The following is a 22,330-nucleotide window of genomic DNA, read 5'->3' on the forward strand; positions in this document are numbered from 1 at the left end:
GGGCGAGGAACGCCCCAGGCCGGATCAGTCGCCGGTCAGGATGCGATCGACGAGCTGCTTCACCGTCGGCACGAAGCCGTTCGAATAGAAGGGGTCCTGCCGAAACTTGAACGCGGCGTGGCCCGCGAACATCAGGTTGTTGTCGACGGGGCCGCCATGGACGATGTCCTGCAAAGTCTTCTGGATGCAGAAGCTGCGCGGATCGGCGAGCCGGCCGGTCGAGTTATTCTCATTGTCCGCCCAGGAGGAGAAGGCGCACTGGCTGAGGCAGCCCATGCAGTCGGCCTGGTCCTTGCGGATCACCTTCATCTCGTCGGTATCGACGAAGACGAGGGTGTTATCGGGCGTCTTGAGGGCGTTGGTGAAGCCGAGGCCATACCATTCGCGGGCGCGATGGAGATCGCCGAGCGTGACCCAGAAGCTCTTGCCCTTCACGCCGACGTCGAGCTGGTACTGGTGATCGCCGGCCGCCTCCATCGAGAAGGCGATCTGCCGTTCGGACCGCGCCTCGAGGTTGCGGAGGAAGTCGTTGCGGACCGCCGAGGAATAGAAGCCCGTCGGCGAGAAGCGGTGCAGCAGGATGTCACCCGGCTCGAGGACGGTGAGCTTGTCCTTCCACGCCTGCGGGATCGGGCTTTCCAGGGTCAGCAGCGGGCGCGTGCCGAACTGGAAGGCGATCTGGCCGAGCTCGGGATTGTCGATCCAGTCGTTCCAGTCGCGCAGATACCAGACGCCACCCGCCATGATGATCGGCACGTCGTCCGAGATGCCGCCTTCGCGCATCGTCTCGCGCAGCGCCTTGACGCGTGGATAGGGATCCTGCGGCGCCTTCGGGTCCTCGGCGTTCGACAGGCCGTTATGGCCGCCGGCCAGCCAGGGGTCCTCGTAGACCACCGCCGCGAGCCATTCGGCCGCCTTGGAATAAGCGCGCTTCCACAGCGCGCTGAACGCGCGGGCCGAGGAGACGATCGGCAGATAGTTGACGCCGTAGGAGGCGGCGATCTCGCTGAGCTTGTAGGGCATGCCCGCGCCGCAGGTGACCCCGGTCACCATGCCCCTGGTGCGTTCGAGCACGCCGTGGAGGACGCGCTGCGCGCCGCCCATTTCCCACAGCACGTTGATGTTGATCGCGCCCTTGCCGCCGGAGATGTCGAAGGCGCGCTTGACCTGCTCGACAGCGCCGTCGATCGCATAGGCGATCAGTTCCTCGTGCCGGTCGCGGCGGGTGAGCGCACGATAGACCTGGGGGATGATCTTGCCTTCGGGATCGTAGCTGTCGGCATTCACCGCCGACACCGTGCCGATGCCGCCGGCCGCCGCCCAGGCGCCCGAACTCATATGATTGGTCGCGGCGACTCCCTTACCACCTTCGATGATGGGCCAGACTTCGCGTCCACCATATTGGATCGGCCGCAGACCTTTGAACAAAGAAACCTCCACGCACGCGCCAGAGCGCCTAAAGAATTTCGCGCCCTATAGTCCCAAGGGCCGTAAAATGCGCGCAAAATCTCTTTCGCTCCCAAATTGGGAGCCTGTTACCGTCTCACATGGGTATCCATAGCGGCCCAGTAAAGGTGGCGATAGCGCTCGATCATCGCCGTTTCCCCATAAGATCGCAACGCGCCGGCTCGATTGGCCGCGCCGGTCGCACGGCGCAGCGTCCCATCGGCGGCGAGCCGGGCAAGCCCGGCGGCGAGGCCCGGCTCGTCGTCGCACGGCAGGATGAAGGGCCGGTTCTCCGCCGCCGCCATCGCCGCGATGTCTCCGACGTCGGTCATCAGGCCGGGCAGCCCGCACGCCATCGCCTCGACCAGCGAGATCGGGAATTGCTCGCTGTCCGACGACAAGGCGAAGATGTCGAAGCCCGCCATGCAGCGGATCGGATCGCGCACGAAGCCGGGCAGGATCACCCGGCCGGCGATCCCCAGCCGCGCGGCCTCGGCCTCGATCGCGGGACGGTCCGGGCCGTCACCGAGGATCACCAGCCGCGCGTCGCCGGGCGCGCCGGCCGCGAACACGCGCACCAGCCGCGCCAGATTCTTGACCGGCCGCAGCCCCGCGACCGTCCCGACGAGCAGGCCGGCGCCGGGACCGACCCCAGGGATCGGCAGCGGCGCCGCCAGTTCGGCGTCGCTCGGCAGGCGAATGCCGTTGGGAATCCGCTCGATCCGCGCCTCGGGCTGCCGCCACGCCTCACGCGCGATCGCCTCGAGCCGGTGCGACGGGACGACCAGCCGGTGCGCGGCGGGCAGCGCCAGCCGGCGGAACCAGACCCGCTTCGGCTTCTGGCGCACGGCCTCGTCCTCGTTGAACCCGTCCTCATGGTGGATCAGCGGCGGCAGGCGGCGGACGGCGGCGAACAGGCGGCGCGCGCCGACCACGTCCATCGCCCCCCAATTATAGCTGAGCACGAGATCGAAGCCGGCCATGTAGCGCGCCAGCTCCGCATAGCGGGCGAGCCCCGGCTTGCCGCGCAGCGACGGCGCGGCATCGCCGGGAAAGGCGACGCGGACGCCGGGATCGATCGCCGTACGCGCCCCGAGCGCATCGGGCACCGCGCTCAGCACGACATGCTCGGCCGCATCGCCGAACGCGTTCATCAGGCGGACGGCCCGCGCCTCCTTGCCCCCCAGCGCGAAGGTTGAATGGCAATGGAGGATGCGCGGGATGTTGCGGGCGGGCCGTGCCATCGGCTCAACCGGCCTGATCGATCCGGGCGAGCAGCCGATCGATCGCCGCCTCGCATTCGGGCTCGAACAGGGTCGGCGCATGGCCGATCCGCGGCAAGTCGATCCGCTCGAGCATCGGCAGTTCGGCCTGCATGCGATCGGCCGTCGCGGCCGACAATATGTCTGACAGTCCGCCGCGCACAAGCAGGGCGGGCAGCGGCTTCAGCGCGTCGACGAGCGGCCAGAGGTCGCCCGCGCTCTCGTTGCCCGGCACCTTGAAGGGTTCGGCGATCGCGCTGTCATAATCGGCGACGATCCGCCCGGCCTGGGTCAGGCGAAACAGGCGCTTGGCCATGCCGAGCCAGTCGTCGAGCGTATAATCGGGATAGGCGGTGGCGTGGATATCGGCCAGCGAGCGCGCCGCGTGCAGCCAGGTCGGATAGCTGCCGCCGCGGCCGACATAGCCGCGAATCCGCACCAGCCCGGCAGGGTCAATCGCCGGGCCGATGTCGTTGAGCAGCAGCCCCGCTACCCTGCCCGGCATCGTCGCGACGATCAGCATCGACAATATGCCGCCCAGCGAGGTGCCGAACAGGATGAAGCGATCGAGCCCAGCCTCGCCGATCAACGCCGAGACATCCTCCAGATAGGTGGCGGGGACATAGCTCATCGGGTCCTTGGCCCGCTCGCTCTCGCCGCGCCCGCGCAGCTCGACGGCGACGATCCGCCGGTCGCCGGCCAGCCGGTCGGCCACCGCCGCGAAATCGCGCGCGTTGCGGGTCAGTCCCGGCAGGCAGAGGATCGGCAGGCGCGAAACGCCGGCCGCCGCCGGATAGTCGCGATAGTGGAGGCGGAGACCATCTTTCGAGGACCAGTAACCGTCTTCCCAACTCGCCATGCTTGCACCTCCCGCTACCCGTACCCCATATCGCCATATGACTATCGCCCCGCAAGCCGCCGCCTATCGTCCGCACGTCGCGATCGCGACTTTGCAGGATCGCCTCGCCGATCCGGTCGCCGCCGCCGACTTTCCCGAGACGATCCTGCGCTTCCGCAACCGGCGCTGGGACGGGGCCGTGGGACTCGACGGCCTGAGCGACGAGCAGTGGGTCGCCCATTTCGGCCGGTTCGAGCCGCTGCCCGACAACCTGCCCCAGCCGCTTGCGCTGCGCTATCATGGCCACCAGTTCCGCGCCTATAATCCCGACATCGGCGACGGCCGCGGCTTTCTCTTCGCGCAGCTCCGCGACGGCGCCGGGCGGTTGCTCGACCTCGGCACCAAGGGATCGGGCCAGACGCCCTACAGCCGCTTCGGCGACGGCCGGTTGACGCTGAAGGGTGGCGTGCGCGAGATCCTCGCCACCGAGATGCTCGAGGCGCTGGGCGTCGAGACCTCCAAGACCTTCTCGCTGATCGAGACCGGCGAGCAGCTCCAGCGCAACGACGAGCCCTCCCCCACCCGCGCCGCGGTGATGGTGCGGCTGAGCCACGGCCATATCCGCATCGGCAGCTTCCAGCGGCTGGCGACGCTGCGCGAGGACGACATGATCCGCGAGCTCACCGCCTATGTCCTGAGCGAGCTCTACGGCGAGACACCCGGCAACGCGCCGGCCGGCCAGTTGCTCGACCTGGTCTGCCGGCGCACCGCGCGGCTGGCGGCGAGCTACATGGCCGCAGGCTTCGTCCATGGCGTGCTCAACAGCGACAACATCAACGTCACCGGCGAAAGCTTCGACTATGGCCCGTGGCGATTCAACCCGACCTGGAACCCGGGCTTCACCGCCGCCTATTTCGATCAGCAGGGTCTCTATGCCTTCGGGCGGCAGGCGCAGGCGATCCACTGGGACGTCGTCCAACTCGCCTTGTCGCTGCGCCCGATCGCCGAGGCCGAGGAACTGGCCCCCGCACTCGACGCCTGGCCGAGCCATTATGAGCGCGAGGCCAGCGCCGCGATCTGTGACCGCCTCGGCATCGCCCCGCGCGGCGAGGAGGCCGACCTCGCGCTGCTTCAGGCGATGGATGTCGCGCTCCAGCGCAGCGGGGTCGGCATCGACCGCTTCTTCTTCGACTGGCGCGGAGGGCGTCGCCGCGGCGCCTCGTCCGCCGACGGCGCCTATGACGGCGAGGATTTCGCCGCGTTCCGCTCGGCGATTACGGCTTATGAGGGAGTGGTATCGCTCGACCATGGCTATTGGTCCGACGTCGACCCCTGTTCGATGCTGATCGAGGAGGTAGAGGCGATCTGGTCGGCGATCGACGCGACCGACGACTGGTCGCCGCTGGAAGCAAAGGTCGTGGCGATCCGTCGCATGGGCGAAGCGATGCGACTATAGATCCATATTCTCGTAGAATAGTGCCCGTTATGCAAGCTGGGAACCAGTGGCGAAAACATGAATACCAGATGAATATATGAACAGACGTTCATCTTATCTGTCCATTACGAAACATCGGCGAATATAAAAAATCAGTTCACCGTATGAAACCTGCAATCCATCGGTAAAGCTGGACCCGATTTCGGGGCGAGGGGTTCATTCCCCCATGAGGTACGCACTTAACCCCGTCCGCCCCGGCCTGACCGCGATCGCCGCTGTCCTGGCCTTGTCCTCAACCCCGTCCTTCGCGCAGGATGTTGCACCGGTCACGGTTACCCCGCCGCCGGTCGTGACTCCGGCGCCGATGACCAGCGTCGCTCCCGCGACGCCGACGGCCGCCGCCCCGGCCGTGCAGAGCATGGCTCCGGCCACCGCACCCGCCGCCGGGTCGCTGGTGACCGTGCCAACCCGCCCTGGCGGTATCGCCGCCGGTCTCGACGCGACGCCCACCACCCCTACGCCCAGCACCACTAGCTCCACCGTCACGTCCTCCGCCGTCGCGCAGCCGCAGGTCGAGCCCGAAAGCCGTCCGGTCGCCCGCACGGCACCGGCCCCGCGTGAAACACCGCGTGAAACACCGGCTGCCGCCGCACGGACCGTCGCTCCCGCCGCGGTCGAACGCACGGCGACCGTTGCGCCCGCCCCTGCCGCGCCGCTCGCCGAGACTGCTCCGGCTCAGGCCCCCGTCGCCGAAGCCCCCATCGCGACCCCGGCGCCGTCTGTCAGCACGCGCACCGTGCAGACCGATGCCAGCGACGATATGCTGCCGATCGCCGGCGCTGCCGGTGCCGCGATCCTGCTGATCGGCGGCGGTCTCTTCGCGATGCGTCGTCGTCGCGACGATGAAGAGGTCCATGTCGCCGACACGGTCATCGCGGCGCCCGCCGAGCCGGTGCCCGTCGCGCCCCTGCCGGTCCAGGCGGCGATGCCCGCCGCGCCGACGTCGCATCCCGTTACGACGCCAGCGATGCCGCCGATGGCCGACCGTCCGGTCGCCGCGACGAGCGGCCCGACGACGGCCATCCCGGCCGGGTTCGACCTCTCGCGCTTCGGCCGCCACACCCAGGCTGCCTATGCCGGTCCGACGGCCGACAATCCCTTCCTGTCGCTGAAGCGCCGCCTGAAGCGCGCGAGCTTCCTCGACGGCCGCGAACGCATGGCCGAGCAGGGCGTGCAGCCGGTGACGAAGGCCGCCACGGCTCCTGTCCGCCCGGCGCCGGCACCGCGCCAGGCCGAGCATATAACCACCCGGATCAAGGCGCCGCCGCGCCCGGGTTTCCGGCCCGCCTGGCAGAGCTGAGGCCGCGGCCTCGCTCCCAACGGGTTGGAGCGCCGTCTCTTGCCAAGCCGTTCTCCGACGGGGGGAACGGCCCGGCGAGGGGCGGCGCACCGCTATGTCAGGCCGCCATCCGCCCACGCTCCAATGCGAGCAGATAGCGCTTTGCCTCCAGCCCGCCGGCAAAGCCGGTCATCGCTCCCCCCGCCCCCACCACGCGGTGGCAGGGGGCCACGATCGAGATAGGATTGCGCCCGTTGGCGGCACCTACCGCCCGAGAGGCCGAGGGACGGCCGATCTGCCTGGCGATCTGGCCGTAGCTGCGGGTCTCGCCGAACGGGATCGTCATTAGCGCGGTCCAGACCTGTTTCTGGAAATCGCTGCCGCGGAAATCGAGCGGCACGTCGAAGCGCTCGCGCCGTCCCGCGAAATAATCGGCAAGCTGGCGACGGGCCTCGACCAGCACCGCATGATCCGGCGCCTCCGACATCGCCCCCAGCCGAACGCGTCCCGGCGCATCGTCGGGCCACAGGATCGCGACCAGCCCGCGTTCGCCGGCGATGAGCTTGAGGTCGCCCAGCGGCGACGCGAAAATGGTGGAAGCGAGGGTCATCGGTCGACTCCTTTCGATTGGGGCGGACACATTCGCATATGACGCCCCTATGCCTTTGCCGGGGTCGGAAGGCTCCCCGTTCCTTGCTCCGCAAAACCCGGCCATTCGTCCGCCTCGTCCGCCGGAAGCGAATCGATCGATCATGGATCATTCGACGGTTGATTGTTCCACCTGAAGAATTAAAGGCGATTACGTATTTGACAAACCACATGACCAAAGGCGGGCGATGAGGCGCCAAGCAAGCGATGCCGCCGCCGCTACCAACGCAAAATTCAGATAAGAGCGCCCCGGATCGCCGGGTGACAACCAAGCGGCAAAAATAAAGCCAGCGATCGACAGCACCGTAATGCCGACGACAAGTCCGGCCCATTTCAATGCCGACACGACAAGCCTCACTCAGGCTTCCCCGGCTCCGGCTTCTTCTCGACGATCTTCTTCATCCGCTCGTCAAAGCGCCTCTCGTCGTCGTCGCACTCTAGCTCGCGCGCGGCTTCCTTGAACTTGTCGAGTTGGGATTTGGGCTCTCTATTTGACATCATCACTGTCCGGGATTGGATCATGCGGCTCTAGGTCAAATTGTGGCTCGCGCGCGCTATCTGGAATTGGCACCTCGCTAATGCTTATGGGCGTAATCCCGCACATTCTGGCCCGCTTAGCTAAGCCATCATCATCGGTGTAGATCTCCGAAGCGCCGTAAACCTTGCAGATTGCTATGATCTGCCGATCGACCTTCCGTTTCTGATATGGCTCCGCTTTATGCTTGTTGTCATGGGCGGCGAACGTGTCCCGGTTAAGCAGGGCGAGTTCAGCGGCGCATCGCGCGTCAAAGTTCCCAATCTCAAATACCCGCGAGCGACTGACAACATTGATGTACTGCTGAGCGTCTGGTCCTATCGCGGTTAGCAGTTCAGCACATGCCGGAGCAGGCAATATAATTTTGCGCCGGCCCTTCTGTATCTTCTGTACGACGCTATCAGCGCGGGCCTTGGCGTCCGAAACGGGCAAGCCCGTTTGAGGGTCGTCAGGGATGCTACCCTTCGGATTTAGCAAGATGCTCAACATCGTGTTGTCGAAAGCGACCGTCACAGCGATCCTTCTCGTTCATCGCGGAGGCGTTTGTCTACATCATCGGGCCAAGTAACTTTCAGAGTGCGCATCTTCTCAAGAATGACGCTCAAGTCTTCGTCTTCCAATTGTTCGAAGCTTTGCACCTGCATCCGCTCTAGACGCCATTCTCCCTCGCCGGTCCGCTCCCAAAGGCCTATTCCATGCAGTCTGACGGGCTCCCACATAAGCTTTGCCAAGTCTTTGGCGACGGCGCGCTTGGCAGTGAGTCGAGATAAAATTCGGCCCTGTAAATCTTGCACCTGTAGGGCGGCGTCGTCTCCGGCGCCCCCGACCCGGATAAGATAGCCATCGACGGTAGATGCCTGCCGAATACCGGAAAGAACCCCGAGGTCATCCGGCGCAACAGGGATTTCCAAAACTACCTTCTGCGCTCGTTTTAGCAGAGCCGGATTACCAGCATCCCGCGCATCACGGCGGAGCATTCGGCGTATACGGTTGTATGCGTCTATCTGCTTTTTTGTACCGTCCCCGCGCTGGATGCGCGCGGCGTTGTCCTGAGCCTGCAAGGCGACGGCTTTCGGCGCATGCAAAATCGGTTCTGCGCTGCCCTTATCAACCCTGATCAAATGCAGGCTCTCAGGGTCGCCAAGAACGACCGACATCTGCTGCAAATATTCAATTAGACGGTTGAGCGGAATCGTCTCCGGGGTATACCCCGGAATGACAAAACTGAACTCTTCAAAATCCGCCATTGGCGGATTCTACGCGAAAGAAAATTTCGCGTAAAGCACTCAATTGCGATGCGGCTTCGTCCGCCAACGGCTGCGCGTACGCCCAGTCCGCTTGGGCTTCTTAAGCGTATTGGACACCAGTTGATTTATACGTGAGCCGCTTGCCGACAATGCCCTTCACCGCATTGTCAGCGCGGGCCTTGTCATCGATGCCCAGCTTGGCGCGGTTGCAGTACCGGAAGTCGAACTCGGCAAGGTAGCGGTGCAGATGCTGCTCGCCGCAGTGCTGATAGATGCCCTTCATGCCGCGCTTGAAAATGGAGAAGCTGCCCTCAACCGTATTGGTGAACACGTCGCCGCGCACATATTCGCCGTGCGCGTGATCGACGCTTTCATGGCTGGCAAAATTCTTGCCAACATATTTGTAGAGGCGAGCGCCATCAGTGATCAGGCGCGCTTCCTTGGCAATGTTCGCCTTGCAGACCGGCTCCACGTAGGCGCTGATCATCTGATCGAAGGTGTAGGAGCGGATCTGTCCGCTGGCGCGATCGACGAGGCTGATCACCTTCATCTTGTGCGCGCCGCTGCGGCCAAGCTTCGCGCCCTTCATCACGCCGATGTAGGTTTCGTCCACCTCGACAGCGCCACCGCCCGAACCGAACGGCACGGCGAGTTCACCGGAGCGCAGGGCTTCGCGGATGCGGTGGGAGAGGAACCAAGCCGAGTTGTACTGGATTTCGAGGATGCGGCTAAGCTGGTGGCTGCTGATGCCCTTCTTGCTCGACACGATCAGGTGCACGGCCTGGAGCATCTTGTGGAGGGGGAGCTTGGCGTCCTCGAACACGGTGCCGACCTTCGCGGTGAACTGCTTACGGCACTCGCCACACTTCTTGAGGCCGTGACGGACGATGCCCTCAGGGTTCTTCTTGCTGGGCTTCGAGCGAACGCCCTCCAGCTTGTAGACGCGGCCACCGACGACGCCGCAGTGCGGGCAGACAATTCCGTCGGCCCAGATCATCGCTTCGAGATATTCGAAGGCGGCGGCTTCATCGTGAAAGCGGGGCTGAGAGAGAACGGACATTCGGTAGGCTCCTTATACCTCTGTTCCTACCGTGTTCCGTTGGGTTTGTAAAATACGTAATCGCCGACGATATCGAAGGCCGCTCGAGCGACCTCGCGGAGGCCCTGCGGATCGATCCCCGGGATGTCTGGACGATGTACTACAAGGCCATTCTCCAGGGACGCAGCGGCGATCTGCCGGGCATGATCGCAACCCTGTCGGCGGCGCTCAAGATCAAACCCGGCGACGTGCCCTTGATGACCTTGCGCGCGCAGGCCAAGTGGCTGAGCGGTCGCAAGGCCGAGGCGCGCCGGGAATTCGCCGCCGCACGCGCCGCCGCCACCGACGAGACCGACCTGACCAGCCTGTGCTGGTACAGGGCGATCGCCGATATCGATCTGCCGGAGGCGCTTGCCGATTGCGATGCAGCCCTGTCCAAGGCCCCGACCGATGCGGATGCGCTCGAAAGCCGGGGCTTCACGCTCGTCAAGCTCGGGCGTTACGACGAGGCGATCCTGTCCTATGATCGCGTATTGGCGGCGCAGCCGACCCTGTCCGAAGCGCTGCTGGGCCGCGCCGTGGCCTGGAAACACAAGGGCGATCAGGCCAAGGCGGATGCCGACATGGCAGCGGTGATGGCGCTCGACCGCGAGGTCGTGACCCAATATCGTTCCTACGGCATGGTCTTCTAGAGCGGTTTCGAGGCAGATGGAAACATCTGCCGACTCGGGAAACGCGGTAAAACAACAAGCTAGGAGCGTGGCGTCGGTCGTGAAGCGCGCCCTCCCCGGGGCGAGACCCTGCGTAACACGTCATCCCGGCGGAGGCCGGTTGCTCCGCACCCGATAAGGGGACGACGGTCAGGTCTAGTCGGTCAGGTCTTCCCACATGCCCTTGAGGCGCGCGAAGAAGCCGCTCGACTCCGGGCATTCCTCGCCCGTCTCGGTCGAGCGGAACTCCTCGAGCAATTCCTTCTGGCGCGCGCTCAGGCGGGTCGGCGTCTCCACCTCGATCTGGATGACGAGGTCGCCGAAGCCCCTGCCGTTGAGGACCGGCATGCCGGCGCCGCGCTGGCGGATCTGCTTGCCCGACTGGATGCCGGCGGGGATGCGGATCTCGTGGCGCTGCTTGTCGAGGCCCGGCACCTCGATCGTACCGCCCAGCGCGGCGGTGGTGAAGCTGATCGGCGCCTGCGCGAACAGCGTGTTCCCGTCGCGCTGGAAGATCTCGTGCTCGCGCAGGTGAATGAAGATATAGAGGTCGCCCGGCGGGCCGCCGCGCGCGCCGGCCTCGCCCTCGCCGGTCAGGCGGATGCGCGTGCCTTCGTCGACGCCGGCGGGAATCCCCACGTCGAGCGTCTTGGTCTTCTCGATGCGGCCCTCGCCATGGCATGAGTCGCAGGGATCGGAGATCACCTGGCCCGCGCCGTGGCAGGACGGACAGGTCCGCTCGACGACGAAGAAGCCCTGCTGCGCGCGCACCTTGCCGTGGCCGCCGCAGGTCTTGCAGTGCTGGGTGCCCGTGCCGGGCTTGGCGCCCGAACCCTCGCACGTCTCGCATTGCGCGGCGACGTCGACGGTGATCGACGCCTGCTTGCCGGCATAGGCGTCCTCGAAGCTGATCTCGAGATCGTAGCGCAGGTCCGCGCCGCGCCGCACGCTCGAACGCTGGCCGCCGCCCCCGCGCTGGCCACCCATGAACTCGCCGAAGATGTTCTCGAAGATGTCGGAGAAGCCTTCGAAGCCGCCCCCGCCGCCGCCAAAACCCCCGGGACCGCCATTCTGGAAGGCGGCCTTGCCGAAGCGGTCATAAGCGGCGCGCTTCTGCGGATCCTTCAGGCAGTCATAGGCTTCGTTGATCGCCTTGAACTTCGCCTCGGCCTCGTGGTCGCCGGGGTTGCGATCGGGGTGATATTGCATCGCCAGCCGCCGGAACGAGGTCTTGAGGACCTTGTCGTCGGCGGTGCGTTCCACCTCGAGCAGTTCGTAATAATCGATGTCCGTGCTCATCGCGCCCCGCAAACCACCACATTTTCCCCACGCCCACTTCCCCCGAAGCGGCCGATAGTCATTCCCGTCTATCGCAGACATTACGCGGCCCCGCCATCGCTGACGGGGCCGGTAAGGTCACGGCATCGACGATGCCTTACTTCTTGTCGTCGACTTCCGAGAACTCGGCGTCGACCACGTCGTCCTTGGGCGCCTCATCCGGCGAAGGCGAGGCGGCAGCCGCCTGCTCCTTCTCGTAGATCGCCTGGCCAAGCTTCATCGCGACCTGCGCGAGCGCCTGGGCCTTCTCGGTCATCGCATCGGCATCGCCACCCTCGACGGCGGTCCGCGCCTCGACGATCGCAGCCTCGATCTCGGCCTTGAGGCCGCCGTCGACCTTGTCGCCATGCTCCTGGAGCTGGCGCTCGGTCGTGTGGATCAGGCTTTCGGCGTTGTTCTTCGCCTCGGCCGCCGCACGGCGCTTCTTGTCCTCCTCGGCGAACTTCTCGGCATCCTTCACCATATTGTCGATGTCGGAGTCCGAAAGGCCGCCCGAGGCCTGGATCTTGATCTGCTGTTCCTTGCCGGTGCCCTTGTCCTTCGCCGACACGTTGACGATGCCGTTCGCGTCGATGTCGAACGTGACCTCGATCTGCGGCACGCCGCGCGGCGCCGGGGGGATGCCGATCAGGTCGAACTGGCCGAGCATCTTGTTGTCGGCGGCCATTTCGCGTTCGCCCTGGAAGACGCGGATCGTGACGGCGTTCTGGTTGTCGTCGGCCGTCGAATAGGTCTGCGACTTCTTGGTCGGGATCGTCGTGTTGCGATCGATCATCCGGGTGAACACGCCGCCCAGCGTTTCGATGCCCAGCGACAGCGGGGTCACGTCGAGCAGCAGCACGTCCTTGACGTCGCCCTGAAGCACGCCGGCCTGGATCGCCGCGCCCATCGCCACCACCTCATCGGGGTTGACGCCGGTGTGCGGCTCCTTGCCGAAATAGCTCTTCACGACTTCGCGAACGCGCGGCATGCGGGTCATGCCGCCGACGAGGATGACCTCGTCGATGTCGCCCGCCTTCAGGCCGGCATCCGACAGCGCCTTCTTGAGCGGCTCGATCGAGCGCTGGATCAGCGGTTCGACCAGACGCTCGAGGTCGGCACGGGTCAGCGACTTGACGAGGTGCTTCGGACCGGTCGCGTCGGCCGTGATGAACGGCAGGTTGACTTCGGTCGTCTGCGCCGAGCTAAGTTCGATCTTGGCCTTTTCGGCAGCTTCCTTGAGGCGCTGCAGGGCAAGACGATCCTTGGTCAGGTCGATGCCTTCCGCCTTCTGGAAATCCGCCGCGAAGAACTCGACCAGCTTGGCGTCGAAATCCTCACCGCCGAGGAAGGTGTCGCCGTTGGTCGACTTCACCTCGAACACGCCGTCGCCGATCTCGAGGACCGAGATGTCGAAGGTACCGCCGCCGAGATCGTAGACCGCGATCGTCTTGCCGTCGTTCTTCTCGAGACCATAGGACAGCGCGGCCGCCGTCGGCTCGTTGATGATGCGCAACACCTCAAGGCCCGCGATCTTGCCGGCGTCCTTGGTCGCCTGGCGCTGGGCATCGTTGAAGTAGGCCGGGACGGTGATCACCGCCTGGGTCACGGTCTCGCCAAGATAGCTCTCGGCGGTTTCCTTCATCTTCTGCAGCGTGAAGGCCGAGATCTGCGACGGCGAATACTCCTCGCCGCCCGCCTGCACCCAGGCGTCGCCGTTCGGGCCCTTGACGATGTGATAGGGCACCAGTTCGGTGTCCTTGCGGGTGATCGGATCGTCGAAGCGACGGCCGATCAGGCGCTTCACCGCGAAGATGGTGTTGTCCGGGTTGGTGACCGCCTGCCGCTTCGCCGGCTGGCCGATCAGCCGCTCGCCATCCTTGGCGAACGCGACGATCGACGGCGTCGTGCGCGCGCCTTCCGCATTTTCGATGACCTTGGGCTTGCCGCCTTCCATCACGGCGACGCAGCTGTTGGTCGTGCCCAGATCGATACCGATTACCTTAGCCATTCCAGTCCTTTCAAACCCCCAAAGACGATCCGGGCCATGCCCCCATATGACGAGGCGAGCATGCGACCGATCGCATTGAATGGGGGCGATATAGGTGGGGATTCATTTGCTGCAAGACGCAACAGGTCGTAATTGCATCCTGATTTCCACGGAGTTTCCGATGCATCGTACGATTGCCGCCGTCATGGCCCTTGCCGCAGTGTCGGCCTGCCACCCCAAGCGCGCCGACACGCCGGCGGTTTCGGATGCGCTGGTCCGGCTGGCGGTGGTGCCGGGCGGGCCGGCCGCCGGCTATTTCACGCTGGTGGGCGGCGTGAAGGACGACCGCCTTCTCAGGATCGACAGCGCCGTGGCGAACAAGATAGAGTTGCACGAAAGCGTCATGGACGGGGGCGTGATGACGATGCGGCCAATCGCCGAAGTGCCGGTACCGGCGGGCAAGACCGTCGCGTTCGCGCCGGGCGGCAGCCACGCGATGCTGTTCGGCGTCGATCCGCGAATCACGGCCGGCACCGGCGTGCCGCTGCTGTTCACCTTCGCCAGCGGCGCGAAGATCGAGGTCGAGGCCAAGTCGGCCGCCGCCGGCGACGACATGGGCGGCATGCGCCACTGATGGCCACCACGCCGCCCATGGCGCCGCCGGTCTTCCTGGTCGCCCCCCGGCGATCGGGCGCGGCCGCGCTGCGCCATGTCCTCGCCCAGCACCCGGCGATCCTGATCGCCCCCGACGTCGACTTCCTGGTCGACGCGATCACCCCCGACGGGCGCTTCATGAAGCGCGACGCCTTTCTCCGCTCGGTCGAATATAACAGCCGGTTCAAGAAGCTCGGTCTGAACGTCCCGGCCAGCCTGCCCTTCACCGGTATCGCCCGCGCGCTGCTCGACCAGGTCGCCGCGACGAAACCCGGCGCGACCGTGATCGGCGCGACCGTCCAACATCATTTCGATCGCCTGCTGTGGCTATGGCCGGACGCGCGCTTCATCCACCTGGTCCGCGACGGCCGCGAGGTCGCCGCCGCCAATGTCCGCAACCGCGACGCCGGCAATCTCTGGCACGGCATCGCCGACTGGGTCGAGGTCGAGGCGCTGTGGGACCGCATGTCGCACAAATTGCCCGCCGACCGGCAGTTCACCCTGAAATATGAAATGGTCGCGAGCGAACCCGAATATGAGCTGCGCCGCCTGTGCGAGTTCCTGCGGGTGCCGTTCGCGCCGGCGATGCTGCGGCAGGCGGGCGTCCTCGATCAGGAACCCGCCGGCCGCTGGCGAAAGAGCGAAGCAACCGAGATTTCGCCGGCCGAGCATCGCGCGGCCCGCTGGCTGCTGCAGAACGGCTATTTCCTGAGCGGCACGGTGCGGCCGCCGTCGGCGTTCCGCCGGGCCCTGCTGGGCATCGGCAACACGCTCGCGCTCACCAACCACCGCCGCGAGAAGCTCGGCACCGGCCTGTGGCTGAAGGGGGGACTGGTGGACAAGCTGGGCAGCCGCAAGGCCAGGGCGCGGATGAAGCGCCGCCGGTACGAGATATTGTCTCGAAACGAGGATTGAGGGCGGAAGTCGCGCCGACATTCCTGCGTCATGCCAGCCTGCGCTGGCATGACGGTAAAAGGGGACTGCCCTTCCGCTACACGGTCCTGCGAACGGCCCGCGGCCGATCAGGCGTCGGGCGCCTTCGCGACGCCGACCAGCGCGGGGCGGAGCAGCCGTTCCTTGATCATGTAGCCGGCCTGCATCTCCTGGATCACAGTGCCGGGCTCGGCATCGGCGCTGGGCAGCTCGACCATCGCCTGATGGCGGTTCGGATCGAGCTTGGCGCCGACCGCGTCGATCTTGCTGATGCCGTTGCGCTGGAAGACGTTGTCCAGTTCCTTGGCGGTCATCTCGATGCCGGTGAGCAGCGACTTGATGCGGTCGTCCTCGCGCAACTCGGCGGGAATGGCGGCCAGCGCGCGGCCGAGATTGTCGGCGACCGACAGCATGTCGCGCGCGAAGCCGGTCGCGGCATAGGCCGATGCGTCGGTCTTTTCCTTTTCGAGCCGGCGGCGGACGTTCTGCGTCTCGGCCTGGGCGTACAGCACCTCGTTGCGCAGCTTCTCCAGCTCCCCCTCGAGCTTGGCGAACGGGCTGTCGCCCTCGGCCTCGCCGGTGGTCGCCTCGACCTCGGGGGTCTCCGTTTCGTTCTCGCCGATATTCTCTTCGCTCATGCCTTCTTCCGGTCTGTTCGCGGGTCGATCCGACCTCGTTTCGCGGGCTGATATAGTCAAAAGCGAACGAACGACCAGTGGTCCCGTTCAATTTCGCCCGCCGCTCGCCATTCCCTATCGGGGAAACAGGCGCTAGTTGCTGCGCCATGTCGATCCTCGACACCCATCGCGAGGCGCTCGCCCTCATCGCCCGACGGTCCCGGACGCGCAAGCTGATCCCGCGTGCCGGCCATGATTTCGCATCGAACGATTATCTGGGCCTGTCGGGATCGGGCGCGTTGCGCGCCGCCGTCGCCGCCGCGCTCGACCGGGGCGTGGCGATCGGCGCGGGCGGCTCCAGGCTGCTGCGCGGCAACGATCCCGAGCATGAGGCGCTGGAGTCCGAGGCGTCCGCCTTCTTCGGCAGCGAGGCGACGCTGTTCTTTTCCTCGGGCTTCGCGGCCAACAGCGCGATCTTCTCGACCCTGCCCGCCGGCCGCGACCTGATCGTCCACGACGCGCTGATCCACGCCAGCGCGCATGAAGGCATGCGCCTGGGCCGCGCCGCCACGGTCGCCGCCGCGCACAACGACGTCGGCGCCTTCGCCGGCGCGATCGCCCGCTGGCGCGCCGAGGGCAACAAGGGACGCGTCTGGATCGCCGTCGAAAGCCTCTACAGCATGGACGGGGACATCGCCCCGCTCGCCGAGCTGGCCGTTCTCGCCGATCGCGAGGACGCCTTCCTGGTCATCGACGAAGCGCACGCCACCGGCGTGTTCGGCAGCGGCGGCCAGGGCCTCGGCGAGGGTCTCGACGGCCGCGAGAACGTCGTGACCCTGCGGACCTGCGGCAAGGCGCTGGGCTGCGAAGGTGCGCTGGTCTGCTGCCCGCGGGTGCTCGCCGACACGCTGGTCAACAAGGCACGCGGCTTCATCTTCTCGACAGCGCCCTCCCCGCTCGCCGCGGCTGCGGTCCGGGCCAGCCTCGCGCTGGTCCGCGCGCAACCCGAACGGCGGGACCGGCTCGCGCGGCTCGTCACCCTGGCGGGCGCACGGCTGCCGGCCAGCGGCTCGCAGATCCTGCCCGTCATCATCGGCGACGATGCACGGACCATGGAGATCGCCGCCGCGCTCCAGCAGCACGGCTTCGACGTGCGCGGCATCCGGCCGCCGACGGTGCCGACCGGCACCTCGCGGCTGCGCATCTCGCTGACCCTCAATGTCGACGAGGCGGCGGTCGCCGCGCTGGCCGACGCGGTGGAGGAACTGACCGCATGACCGACGCGATATGACCCAGGCCATCGTCGTCACCGCGACCGACACCGACGTCGGCAAGACGGTCTTCTCGGCCGGCCTCGTCCGCGCGCTCGACGGCTGCTACTGGAAGCCGGTCCAGGCCGGGCTCGCCGACGGCACCGACAGCGACACCGTCCGCCGCCTGGCGGGCCTCCCCGCCGACCGTATCCTGCCCGAGGCCTATCGGCTCGAGACCCCGGCCTCGCCTCACCATGCCGCCGCGATCGACAATGTCGTGATCGATCCGTCGCAGCTGGTACCGCCGCCCTGCGACCGGCGGCTGGTGATCGAAGGCGCGGGCGGATTGCTGGTGCCCCTGGCGGGCGGGCTGCTGTTCGCCGACATCTTCGCGCGCTGGCGCTTCGAGACGGTGGTGGTGGCGCGGACCGCGCTCGGCACGATCAACCACAGCCTGCTGACGATCGAGGCGTTGCGGGCGCGCGACATCCCGATCCTCGGTATCGCCTTCGTCGGCGACCACCAGGAAGAAAGCGAGCGGACGATCGCCGCGATCGGCGGCGTCCGGCGGCTGGGCCGCCTCCCGCGCCTCGACCCGCTCGGTCCCGAAACGCTGGCAGGTGCCTTCGCCGCTGCCTTTTCGACGCAGGATTTCGCGCCATGAGCTCGCCCGTCTGGCATCCCTTCACCCAGCACGGACTGGGCGAGGACATTCCGCTGATCGACCGCGCCGAGGGCGCCGCGCTTCATGCAGCGGACGGCCGCCGTTATGTCGACGCGATCTCCTCCTGGTGGGTGACCACGCACGGCCATTGCCATCCGAGGATCATGGCAGCGATCCGCGCGCAGACCGAGAAGCTCGACCAGCTGATCTTCGCCGGCTGGACGCATGCGCCGGCCGAGACGCTGGCCCGCGCCCTGGTCGACATCACCCCGGCCGGGCTCGACCATGTCTTCTTCTCCGACAGCGGGTCGACCAGCGTCGAGGTCGCGCTGAAGATGGCGCTCGGCACCTGGCTCAACCGGGGCGAGCCGCGCCACCGCATCGTCGTGATGCAGCACAGCTACCATGGCGATACGATCGGCGCGATGTCGGTCGGCGAGCGCGGCGTCTACAACCGCGCCTATCAGCCGCTGCTGTTCGACGTCGAAACCCTCCCCTTCCCGACCGGCGACGGCGAAGGCACGATCGCCGCGCTCGAGGCGATCTGCGCACAGAACCCACCGCCCGCCGCGATGATCGTCGAGCCGCTGATCCTGGGCGCTGGCGGGATGCTGATCTATCCACCGCATGTGCTGAAGGCGCTGCGCCACATCTGCGCCCGCGAAGGCGTGCTGTTCATCGCCGACGAGGTGATGACCGGCTGGGGCCGTACAGGCCTGCTCTTCGCCTGCCAGCTCGCGGGCGTGACGCCCGACCTGATGTGCCTGTCCAAGGGGTTGACTGGCGGCGCGATTCCGCTGGCGGCGACGCTCGCGACGAAGGAGATCTTCGACGCCCACCTGTCCGACGACCGCGCGACGATGTTCTTCCATTCGTCGAGCTACACCGCCAACCCGATCGCCTGCGCCGCCGCCAACGCCAATATCGCCATCTGGCGCGAGGAACCCGTGCTCGATCGGATCGCGAAGCTCGGCTACCGCCAGGCGAGGCACCTCGAAGGGCTCGACGATCCGCTGATCGTCGGCAAGCGCCAGCTCGGCACGATCACGGCGATGGAGTTCGTCGATCCCTATGGCGACTATCTGTCGGCCATGGCCCCGGTGCTGAACCGCTTCTTCCGCGCCAAGGGCCTGCTGCTGCGGCCGATGGGCAACACCGTCTATGTGATGCCCCCCTATTGCATCGACGACGACGATCTCGACGCCATCTATGCCGCGATCGCGGCGGCCGCCCGGGAGATGGCGGCATGAAGAAGCAGATCGTCGCGGCAATCCTGCTGCTGGTCCTGCTGCTGCCGATGTTCGCGGGCATCGCCCGGATCAAGAGACTGCCGCGCGAGAAGCGCGACGAGGACGACCCTTCCTGAACCGCCCGTCTCAGGGGCTGAAGACGAGCACGATGAAGACGAAGAACAGCGACAGGTGGGTCGCACCCTCGAGCATCGTCGTTCGCGTGCCCGAAAAGGTCAGCGTGTTGAGGACGAGGGTCACCGCCAGCAGCACCATGTTGGCGGCGGATAGCCCCAGGGTCACGGGGCGTTGGGTGAGAAGCCCGATCAGCAGGACGGCGGGGACGGTCAGCCCGAGGGTCGAGGTCGCCGCGCCGAGGCACAGGTTGATCGCGCGGGTCAGCTGATTGGCCGCGACCGCCCGGAGCGCGGAGATCCCTTCGGGCGTGAAGACGATCATGGCGATGACGATGCCGCCCAAGGCCGGCGGCGCGCCGAACAGGGCGATGCCCTGGTCGAGGATGGTGGCGAGGCTCTTCGACAGGATGATGATCGGCAGGATATTGGCGAAGAGCAGCAGGACCCTCATTCGCGTCGTGCCGCCTGCCCGCACATGGTGCGGCAGCGGACTGCCGACTTCGTCGTCGCCCGTGGCGGAAGCGGGTACGAAGAAACCCCGGTGCCGCCCGGTCTGCAGCCACAGGAAGAGCCCGTAGAGCGCGATGGTGAAGATCGAGAAGAAGGCGGCCTGCGACCCCGACAGCATGCCCCCCGCCGTGGACGTCGTGAAGTTCGGAAGGACGAGGGCGATCACGCTGAGCGGGATGATCAGCGCGAGATAGGCGCTTGCGCCCTGCAGATTGTAGCTCTGCTGGTGATAGCGCAGCCCACCGGTCAGCAGGCAGAGCCCCACCACGCCGTTGAGCACGATCATGATCACCGCGAACATCGTGTCGCGCCCCAGCGTCGGCACGGCATTCTCGCCGAGCATGACGGCGCTGATCAGCGCGACCTCGATGATCACGATCGACAATGTCAGGATCAGCGTCCCGAATGGCTCGCCGAGCCGTTCGGCCACTTCCTCGGCTTCGTAGACGACGCCGAACGCCGCCCAGAGGATCACGCCGAGAAGCCATATGAACAGGATGCTGGTGACGACCGGATGCGTCCCGGACAGCATCGTCTCGCCGGCCAGCAGGAAGATGACGACGGTGCCCCACGCGGCGGCGAGGCGGAACATGGGCAGCATCCGGACGATCCCAGGCATGTGTTGGCAGACCCGACACATGCCGGAGCTCAGGCTCTAGAGCCTGATCGTCCGAGGCGAAAGCGCTATCCGCCTCCCCCCATGACGCAGATCGAACCGTTACGCCGCGTCATTTCTTCAGCATGTCGGCCACCGTGCCCTTCAGCGACGGATTGGACGCGTTGCCCTTCGGCTTCGCGGCCTTTTTCGGCTTTCGCGCTTCCTTGTTACCCTTGAGTTGGCCCTTTGCCATATGTTCGCATTCCTTTGGTCAGATGGTCCGCCCGGCGGGAGAACCGGCTTCCGCTCCCTGCTCGACGGGGGGATCGACCCCGACGATAGCCGCGACCGACGCCCGGCGGCGCAGCGCATCGACCGCGGCCAGGCACGCCTGGTGCGAAGGATAGCCCCCGCTCCTTGCGACGATGCTTCCGTCGGATCCGCAGAACTGCCATCGCCAATCGCCGCGGCCCCGCAGGCGCGACAGGAGCGAGACGGTCGGCACCCGGTAGATTTCGAAGCGCAACGCGCCGGTCATCGATCGTTCGTCACCCAAAGGGGAACGGATCGCCACGGCATTCTCGCGGCGTTCACCGGGGGCATCACCGCCGCGCCCCGCTCGCGCAATTCGGTCGCGGTGGTCGCATAGCATTGTGCCAGATCGATATATTGCTGACGGATCAGCGGATCCGTCGCCGCGGTCGCCTGGAGGAGCGCCTTGCCTCGCAGCTTGTCGAGCATCCTCGTGTCGCATGCTGGTTTGCGCATCGTCGCTCTCCATCGGCAAGCGGGAGCGAAAAGCTTCTCTCGGTCGCCACATGCTTGCAAGCAGAGTGGTAGCGATGGTCCGATCCTACGCCTTATCGGACGATGGGGCAAACGAACTCTGGGAAACCGGGCGCGACATCCCCGGCCCGGACCTCGTCCGGCGCGCGGCAACCTTTCGTTAACCATGATCAGCGACAATTAAGGGGTGTTAACGGGATTCCCCTCATGAGCCTGCCGGGCTTCGGCCGCGTCGAACGCGAAGCCGGCGTGCGCAACGCGATCAGCCGCGCCGCGCAGCGGGTCGGGGTCGACTTTTCCTATCTGTTCAACCAGGCAAGGTCCGAAAGCGGGCTCAACCCCAACGCCCGGGCACAGTCGAGCTCGGCCGGCGGCCTGTTCCAGTTCATCGACCAGAGCTGGCTCGGCGCGGTCAAGATGTACGGCGCCAAGCACGGCCTCGGCTGGGCCGCCGACGCGATCAGCCGGCGCGGCGATGGCGGCTGGAAGGTCGACGGGGCCGTGCGCGAGCAGGTCATGGCGCTGAAGAACGATCCCGAGGCGTCCTCGCTGATGGCCGCCGAGTTCGCAAGCGACAACGCCGACGGCCTGCAAAGCGCGCTCGGCCGCCAGCCGCGCTCGGCCGATCTCTATTTCGCCCATTTCCTGGGCCTCGAAGGCGCCACCCGTTTCCTCAAGGCCGCCGATGCGCGTCCGGACGCGAGCGCCGCCGCCCTCTTCCCGCGCGAAGCGCGCGCCAACCGCTCGATTTTCTACGACAATGGCGGCGGCGCCCGTTCGCTGTCGCAGGTCTATGCGCTGATGGCGAAGAAGATCGACGACGACGGCGCGCCGTCGAACGCCGTGCCGGCGAGGGACGGCGGCGCTTTCGGAGGCCAGGATCTCCGCCTCGCCTATGCGAAGGAAGTGTTCGAGGGCGACGGCAAGGCCATGCCCGACACGACCGAGATGCTGGCGATGATGGGCGGGAATCGGGGGCTGAACCTGCTCAAGCCCAACCCCGCCAATGCGAGGCTCGCCTATATGATGCTCGCGTCGGACGGCGACGGCAGCATCACCGACGGCACGCTCGACGCCTGAAGGCGCCTCGCCTTTCCCGTCGTCGTCCCTTTTCGCCATTCGAGCGAAAGCGGGAAAGACGGC

The 22,330-nt window shown here is 66.4% G+C and carries 25 protein-coding genes; 9 read left to right on the forward strand and 16 right to left on the reverse strand.

Annotated features, from left to right (window positions below; translation table 11 throughout):
• Window positions 1–24 precede the first annotated feature (24 nt).
• The 3 genes from ASE22_RS18440 to ASE22_RS18450 form a co-directional block, all read right to left on the reverse strand.
• On the reverse strand, window positions 25–1,428 hold the full coding sequence (locus ASE22_RS18440; protein ID WP_056363143.1) for an NAD(P)H-dependent flavin oxidoreductase: 1,404 nt from the start codon (window positions 1,426–1,428) through the stop codon (window positions 25–27).
• A gap of 107 nt (window positions 1,429–1,535) precedes the next feature.
• Window positions 1,536–2,690, reverse strand: a complete 1,155-nt coding sequence (locus ASE22_RS18445; RefSeq protein ID WP_056363146.1) for a glycosyltransferase — start codon at window positions 2,688–2,690, stop codon at window positions 1,536–1,538.
• A 4-nt stretch (window positions 2,691–2,694) separates the two neighbouring features.
• The gene (locus ASE22_RS18450) at window positions 2,695–3,567 is read right to left on the reverse strand and encodes an alpha/beta fold hydrolase (RefSeq protein ID WP_056363149.1); all 873 of its coding nucleotides are present in this window, start codon (window positions 3,565–3,567) and stop codon (window positions 2,695–2,697) included.
• A gap of 37 nt (window positions 3,568–3,604) precedes the next feature.
• On the opposite strand from ASE22_RS18450, the gene ASE22_RS18455 reads away from it, so the two are divergent.
• On the forward strand, window positions 3,605–5,002 hold the full coding sequence (locus tag ASE22_RS18455) for a protein adenylyltransferase SelO family protein (protein ID WP_056363152.1): 1,398 nt from the start codon (window positions 3,605–3,607) through the stop codon (window positions 5,000–5,002).
• Between the two features lie 205 nt (window positions 5,003–5,207).
• Window positions 5,208–6,341, forward strand: coding sequence for a hypothetical protein (locus tag ASE22_RS26895; RefSeq protein WP_156397137.1), 1,134 nt, complete (start codon window positions 5,208–5,210; stop codon window positions 6,339–6,341).
• Window positions 6,342–6,438: 97 nt separating this feature from the next.
• On the opposite strand, the gene ASE22_RS18470 is transcribed toward ASE22_RS26895, so the two are convergent.
• The 6 genes from ASE22_RS18470 to ASE22_RS18485 all read right to left on the reverse strand — a co-directional run bounded on the left by ASE22_RS18470 (window position 6,439) and on the right by ASE22_RS18485 (window position 9,810).
• The gene (locus ASE22_RS18470) at window positions 6,439–6,930 is read right to left on the reverse strand and encodes a methylated-DNA--[protein]-cysteine S-methyltransferase (RefSeq protein ID WP_056363160.1); all 492 of its coding nucleotides are present in this window, start codon (window positions 6,928–6,930) and stop codon (window positions 6,439–6,441) included.
• 189 nt (window positions 6,931–7,119) lie between these two features.
• The gene (locus ASE22_RS26900; protein ID WP_156397138.1) at window positions 7,120–7,314 is read right to left on the reverse strand and encodes a hypothetical protein; all 195 of its coding nucleotides are present in this window, start codon (window positions 7,312–7,314) and stop codon (window positions 7,120–7,122) included.
• Window positions 7,315–7,322: 8 nt separating this feature from the next.
• On the reverse strand, window positions 7,323–7,466 hold the full coding sequence (locus ASE22_RS27160; RefSeq protein WP_235536286.1) for a hypothetical protein: 144 nt from the start codon (window positions 7,464–7,466) through the stop codon (window positions 7,323–7,325).
• Window positions 7,456–8,016 (reverse strand): PIN domain-containing protein, encoded by a 561-nt coding sequence (locus tag ASE22_RS18475; RefSeq protein WP_056363163.1) that lies wholly within the window; start codon window positions 8,014–8,016, stop codon window positions 7,456–7,458. Before ASE22_RS18475 ends, ASE22_RS27160 begins: the two co-directional genes overlap by 11 nt.
• Window positions 8,013–8,750 (reverse strand): hypothetical protein, encoded by a 738-nt coding sequence (locus ASE22_RS18480; protein ID WP_056363166.1) that lies wholly within the window; start codon window positions 8,748–8,750, stop codon window positions 8,013–8,015. Before ASE22_RS18480 ends, ASE22_RS18475 begins: the two co-directional genes overlap by 4 nt.
• Before the next feature lie 100 nt (window positions 8,751–8,850).
• Window positions 8,851–9,810, reverse strand: a complete 960-nt coding sequence (locus tag ASE22_RS18485) for an IS1595 family transposase (protein ID WP_056363170.1) — start codon at window positions 9,808–9,810, stop codon at window positions 8,851–8,853.
• 134 nt (window positions 9,811–9,944) lie between these two features.
• Here ASE22_RS18485 and ASE22_RS18490 point away from each other — a divergent pair, with 134 nt between their 5' ends.
• Window positions 9,945–10,481, forward strand: a complete 537-nt coding sequence (locus tag ASE22_RS18490; protein WP_056363173.1) for a tetratricopeptide repeat protein — start codon at window positions 9,945–9,947, stop codon at window positions 10,479–10,481.
• Window positions 10,482–10,655: 174 nt separating this feature from the next.
• Here ASE22_RS18490 and dnaJ read toward each other — a convergent pair whose 3' ends face one another.
• Together dnaJ and dnaK are read right to left on the reverse strand one after the other, a co-directional pair.
• Window positions 10,656–11,798, reverse strand: a complete 1,143-nt coding sequence (gene dnaJ / locus ASE22_RS18495) for a molecular chaperone DnaJ (RefSeq protein WP_056363176.1) — start codon at window positions 11,796–11,798, stop codon at window positions 10,656–10,658.
• 136 nt (window positions 11,799–11,934) lie between these two features.
• Window positions 11,935–13,827 carry a molecular chaperone DnaK gene (gene dnaK / locus ASE22_RS18500; RefSeq protein WP_056363179.1) on the reverse strand — a complete coding sequence of 631 codons (1,893 nt, stop codon included), beginning with the start codon at window positions 13,825–13,827 and terminating at the stop codon, window positions 11,935–11,937.
• A gap of 160 nt (window positions 13,828–13,987) precedes the next feature.
• On the opposite strand from dnaK, the gene ASE22_RS18505 reads away from it, so the two are divergent.
• Window positions 13,988–14,440 carry a copper chaperone PCu(A)C gene (locus ASE22_RS18505; protein ID WP_056363182.1) on the forward strand — a complete coding sequence of 151 codons (453 nt, stop codon included), beginning with the start codon at window positions 13,988–13,990 and terminating at the stop codon, window positions 14,438–14,440.
• Window positions 14,440–15,375 carry a sulfotransferase family protein gene (locus ASE22_RS18510; RefSeq protein ID WP_056363185.1) on the forward strand — a complete coding sequence of 312 codons (936 nt, stop codon included), beginning with the start codon at window positions 14,440–14,442 and terminating at the stop codon, window positions 15,373–15,375. The genes ASE22_RS18505 and ASE22_RS18510 overlap by 1 nt, the downstream gene beginning before the upstream one ends.
• A gap of 107 nt (window positions 15,376–15,482) precedes the next feature.
• On the opposite strand, the gene grpE is transcribed toward ASE22_RS18510, so the two are convergent.
• Window positions 15,483–16,031: a nucleotide exchange factor GrpE gene (gene grpE, locus ASE22_RS18515; RefSeq protein WP_056363188.1), complete on the reverse strand. Its 549-nt coding sequence runs from the start codon at window positions 16,029–16,031 to the stop codon at window positions 15,483–15,485.
• Window positions 16,032–16,177: 146 nt separating this feature from the next.
• Here grpE and ASE22_RS18520 point away from each other — a divergent pair, with 146 nt between their 5' ends.
• The 3 genes from ASE22_RS18520 to ASE22_RS18530 are packed head-to-tail and all read left to right on the forward strand — an operon-like array spanning window position 16,178 to window position 19,177.
• Window positions 16,178–17,287 carry an 8-amino-7-oxononanoate synthase gene (locus ASE22_RS18520; protein WP_056363191.1) on the forward strand — a complete coding sequence of 370 codons (1,110 nt, stop codon included), beginning with the start codon at window positions 16,178–16,180 and terminating at the stop codon, window positions 17,285–17,287.
• Window positions 17,288–17,297: 10 nt separating this feature from the next.
• Entirely contained in the window at window positions 17,298–17,927 is a 630-nt protein-coding gene (gene bioD / locus ASE22_RS18525) for a dethiobiotin synthase (RefSeq protein WP_056363194.1), read from the forward strand.
• On the forward strand, window positions 17,924–19,177 hold the full coding sequence (locus tag ASE22_RS18530; protein ID WP_056363197.1) for an adenosylmethionine--8-amino-7-oxononanoate transaminase: 1,254 nt from the start codon (window positions 17,924–17,926) through the stop codon (window positions 19,175–19,177). Before bioD ends, ASE22_RS18530 begins: the two co-directional genes overlap by 4 nt.
• Before the next feature lie 126 nt (window positions 19,178–19,303).
• On the opposite strand, the gene ASE22_RS18535 is transcribed toward ASE22_RS18530, so the two are convergent.
• The 4 genes from ASE22_RS18535 to ASE22_RS27170 all read right to left on the reverse strand — a co-directional run bounded on the left by ASE22_RS18535 (window position 19,304) and on the right by ASE22_RS27170 (window position 21,169).
• A complete protein-coding gene (locus ASE22_RS18535) occupies window positions 19,304–20,404 on the reverse strand; it encodes a calcium:proton antiporter (protein WP_056363201.1) in 1,101 nt (366 codons plus the stop codon).
• A gap of 127 nt (window positions 20,405–20,531) precedes the next feature.
• Complete coding sequence (locus ASE22_RS27875) at window positions 20,532–20,654, reverse strand: hypothetical protein (protein WP_268796333.1); 123 nt, start codon at window positions 20,652–20,654, stop codon at window positions 20,532–20,534.
• A gap of 18 nt (window positions 20,655–20,672) precedes the next feature.
• The gene (locus ASE22_RS27165; RefSeq protein ID WP_056363204.1) at window positions 20,673–20,939 is read right to left on the reverse strand and encodes a YegP family protein; all 267 of its coding nucleotides are present in this window, start codon (window positions 20,937–20,939) and stop codon (window positions 20,673–20,675) included.
• The gene (locus ASE22_RS27170; protein WP_162248191.1) at window positions 20,936–21,169 is read right to left on the reverse strand and encodes a hypothetical protein; all 234 of its coding nucleotides are present in this window, start codon (window positions 21,167–21,169) and stop codon (window positions 20,936–20,938) included. Before ASE22_RS27170 ends, ASE22_RS27165 begins: the two co-directional genes overlap by 4 nt.
• Before the next feature lie 225 nt (window positions 21,170–21,394).
• Between ASE22_RS27170 and ASE22_RS18550 the strand changes: the two genes are divergently transcribed.
• The gene (locus tag ASE22_RS18550) at window positions 21,395–22,267 is read left to right on the forward strand and encodes a hypothetical protein (RefSeq protein WP_056363209.1); all 873 of its coding nucleotides are present in this window, start codon (window positions 21,395–21,397) and stop codon (window positions 22,265–22,267) included.
• Window positions 22,268–22,330 lie beyond the last annotated feature (63 nt).

The organism is Sphingomonas sp. Root720, assembly GCF_001428605.1.
Lineage (GTDB): Bacteria > Pseudomonadota > Alphaproteobacteria > Sphingomonadales > Sphingomonadaceae > Rhizorhabdus.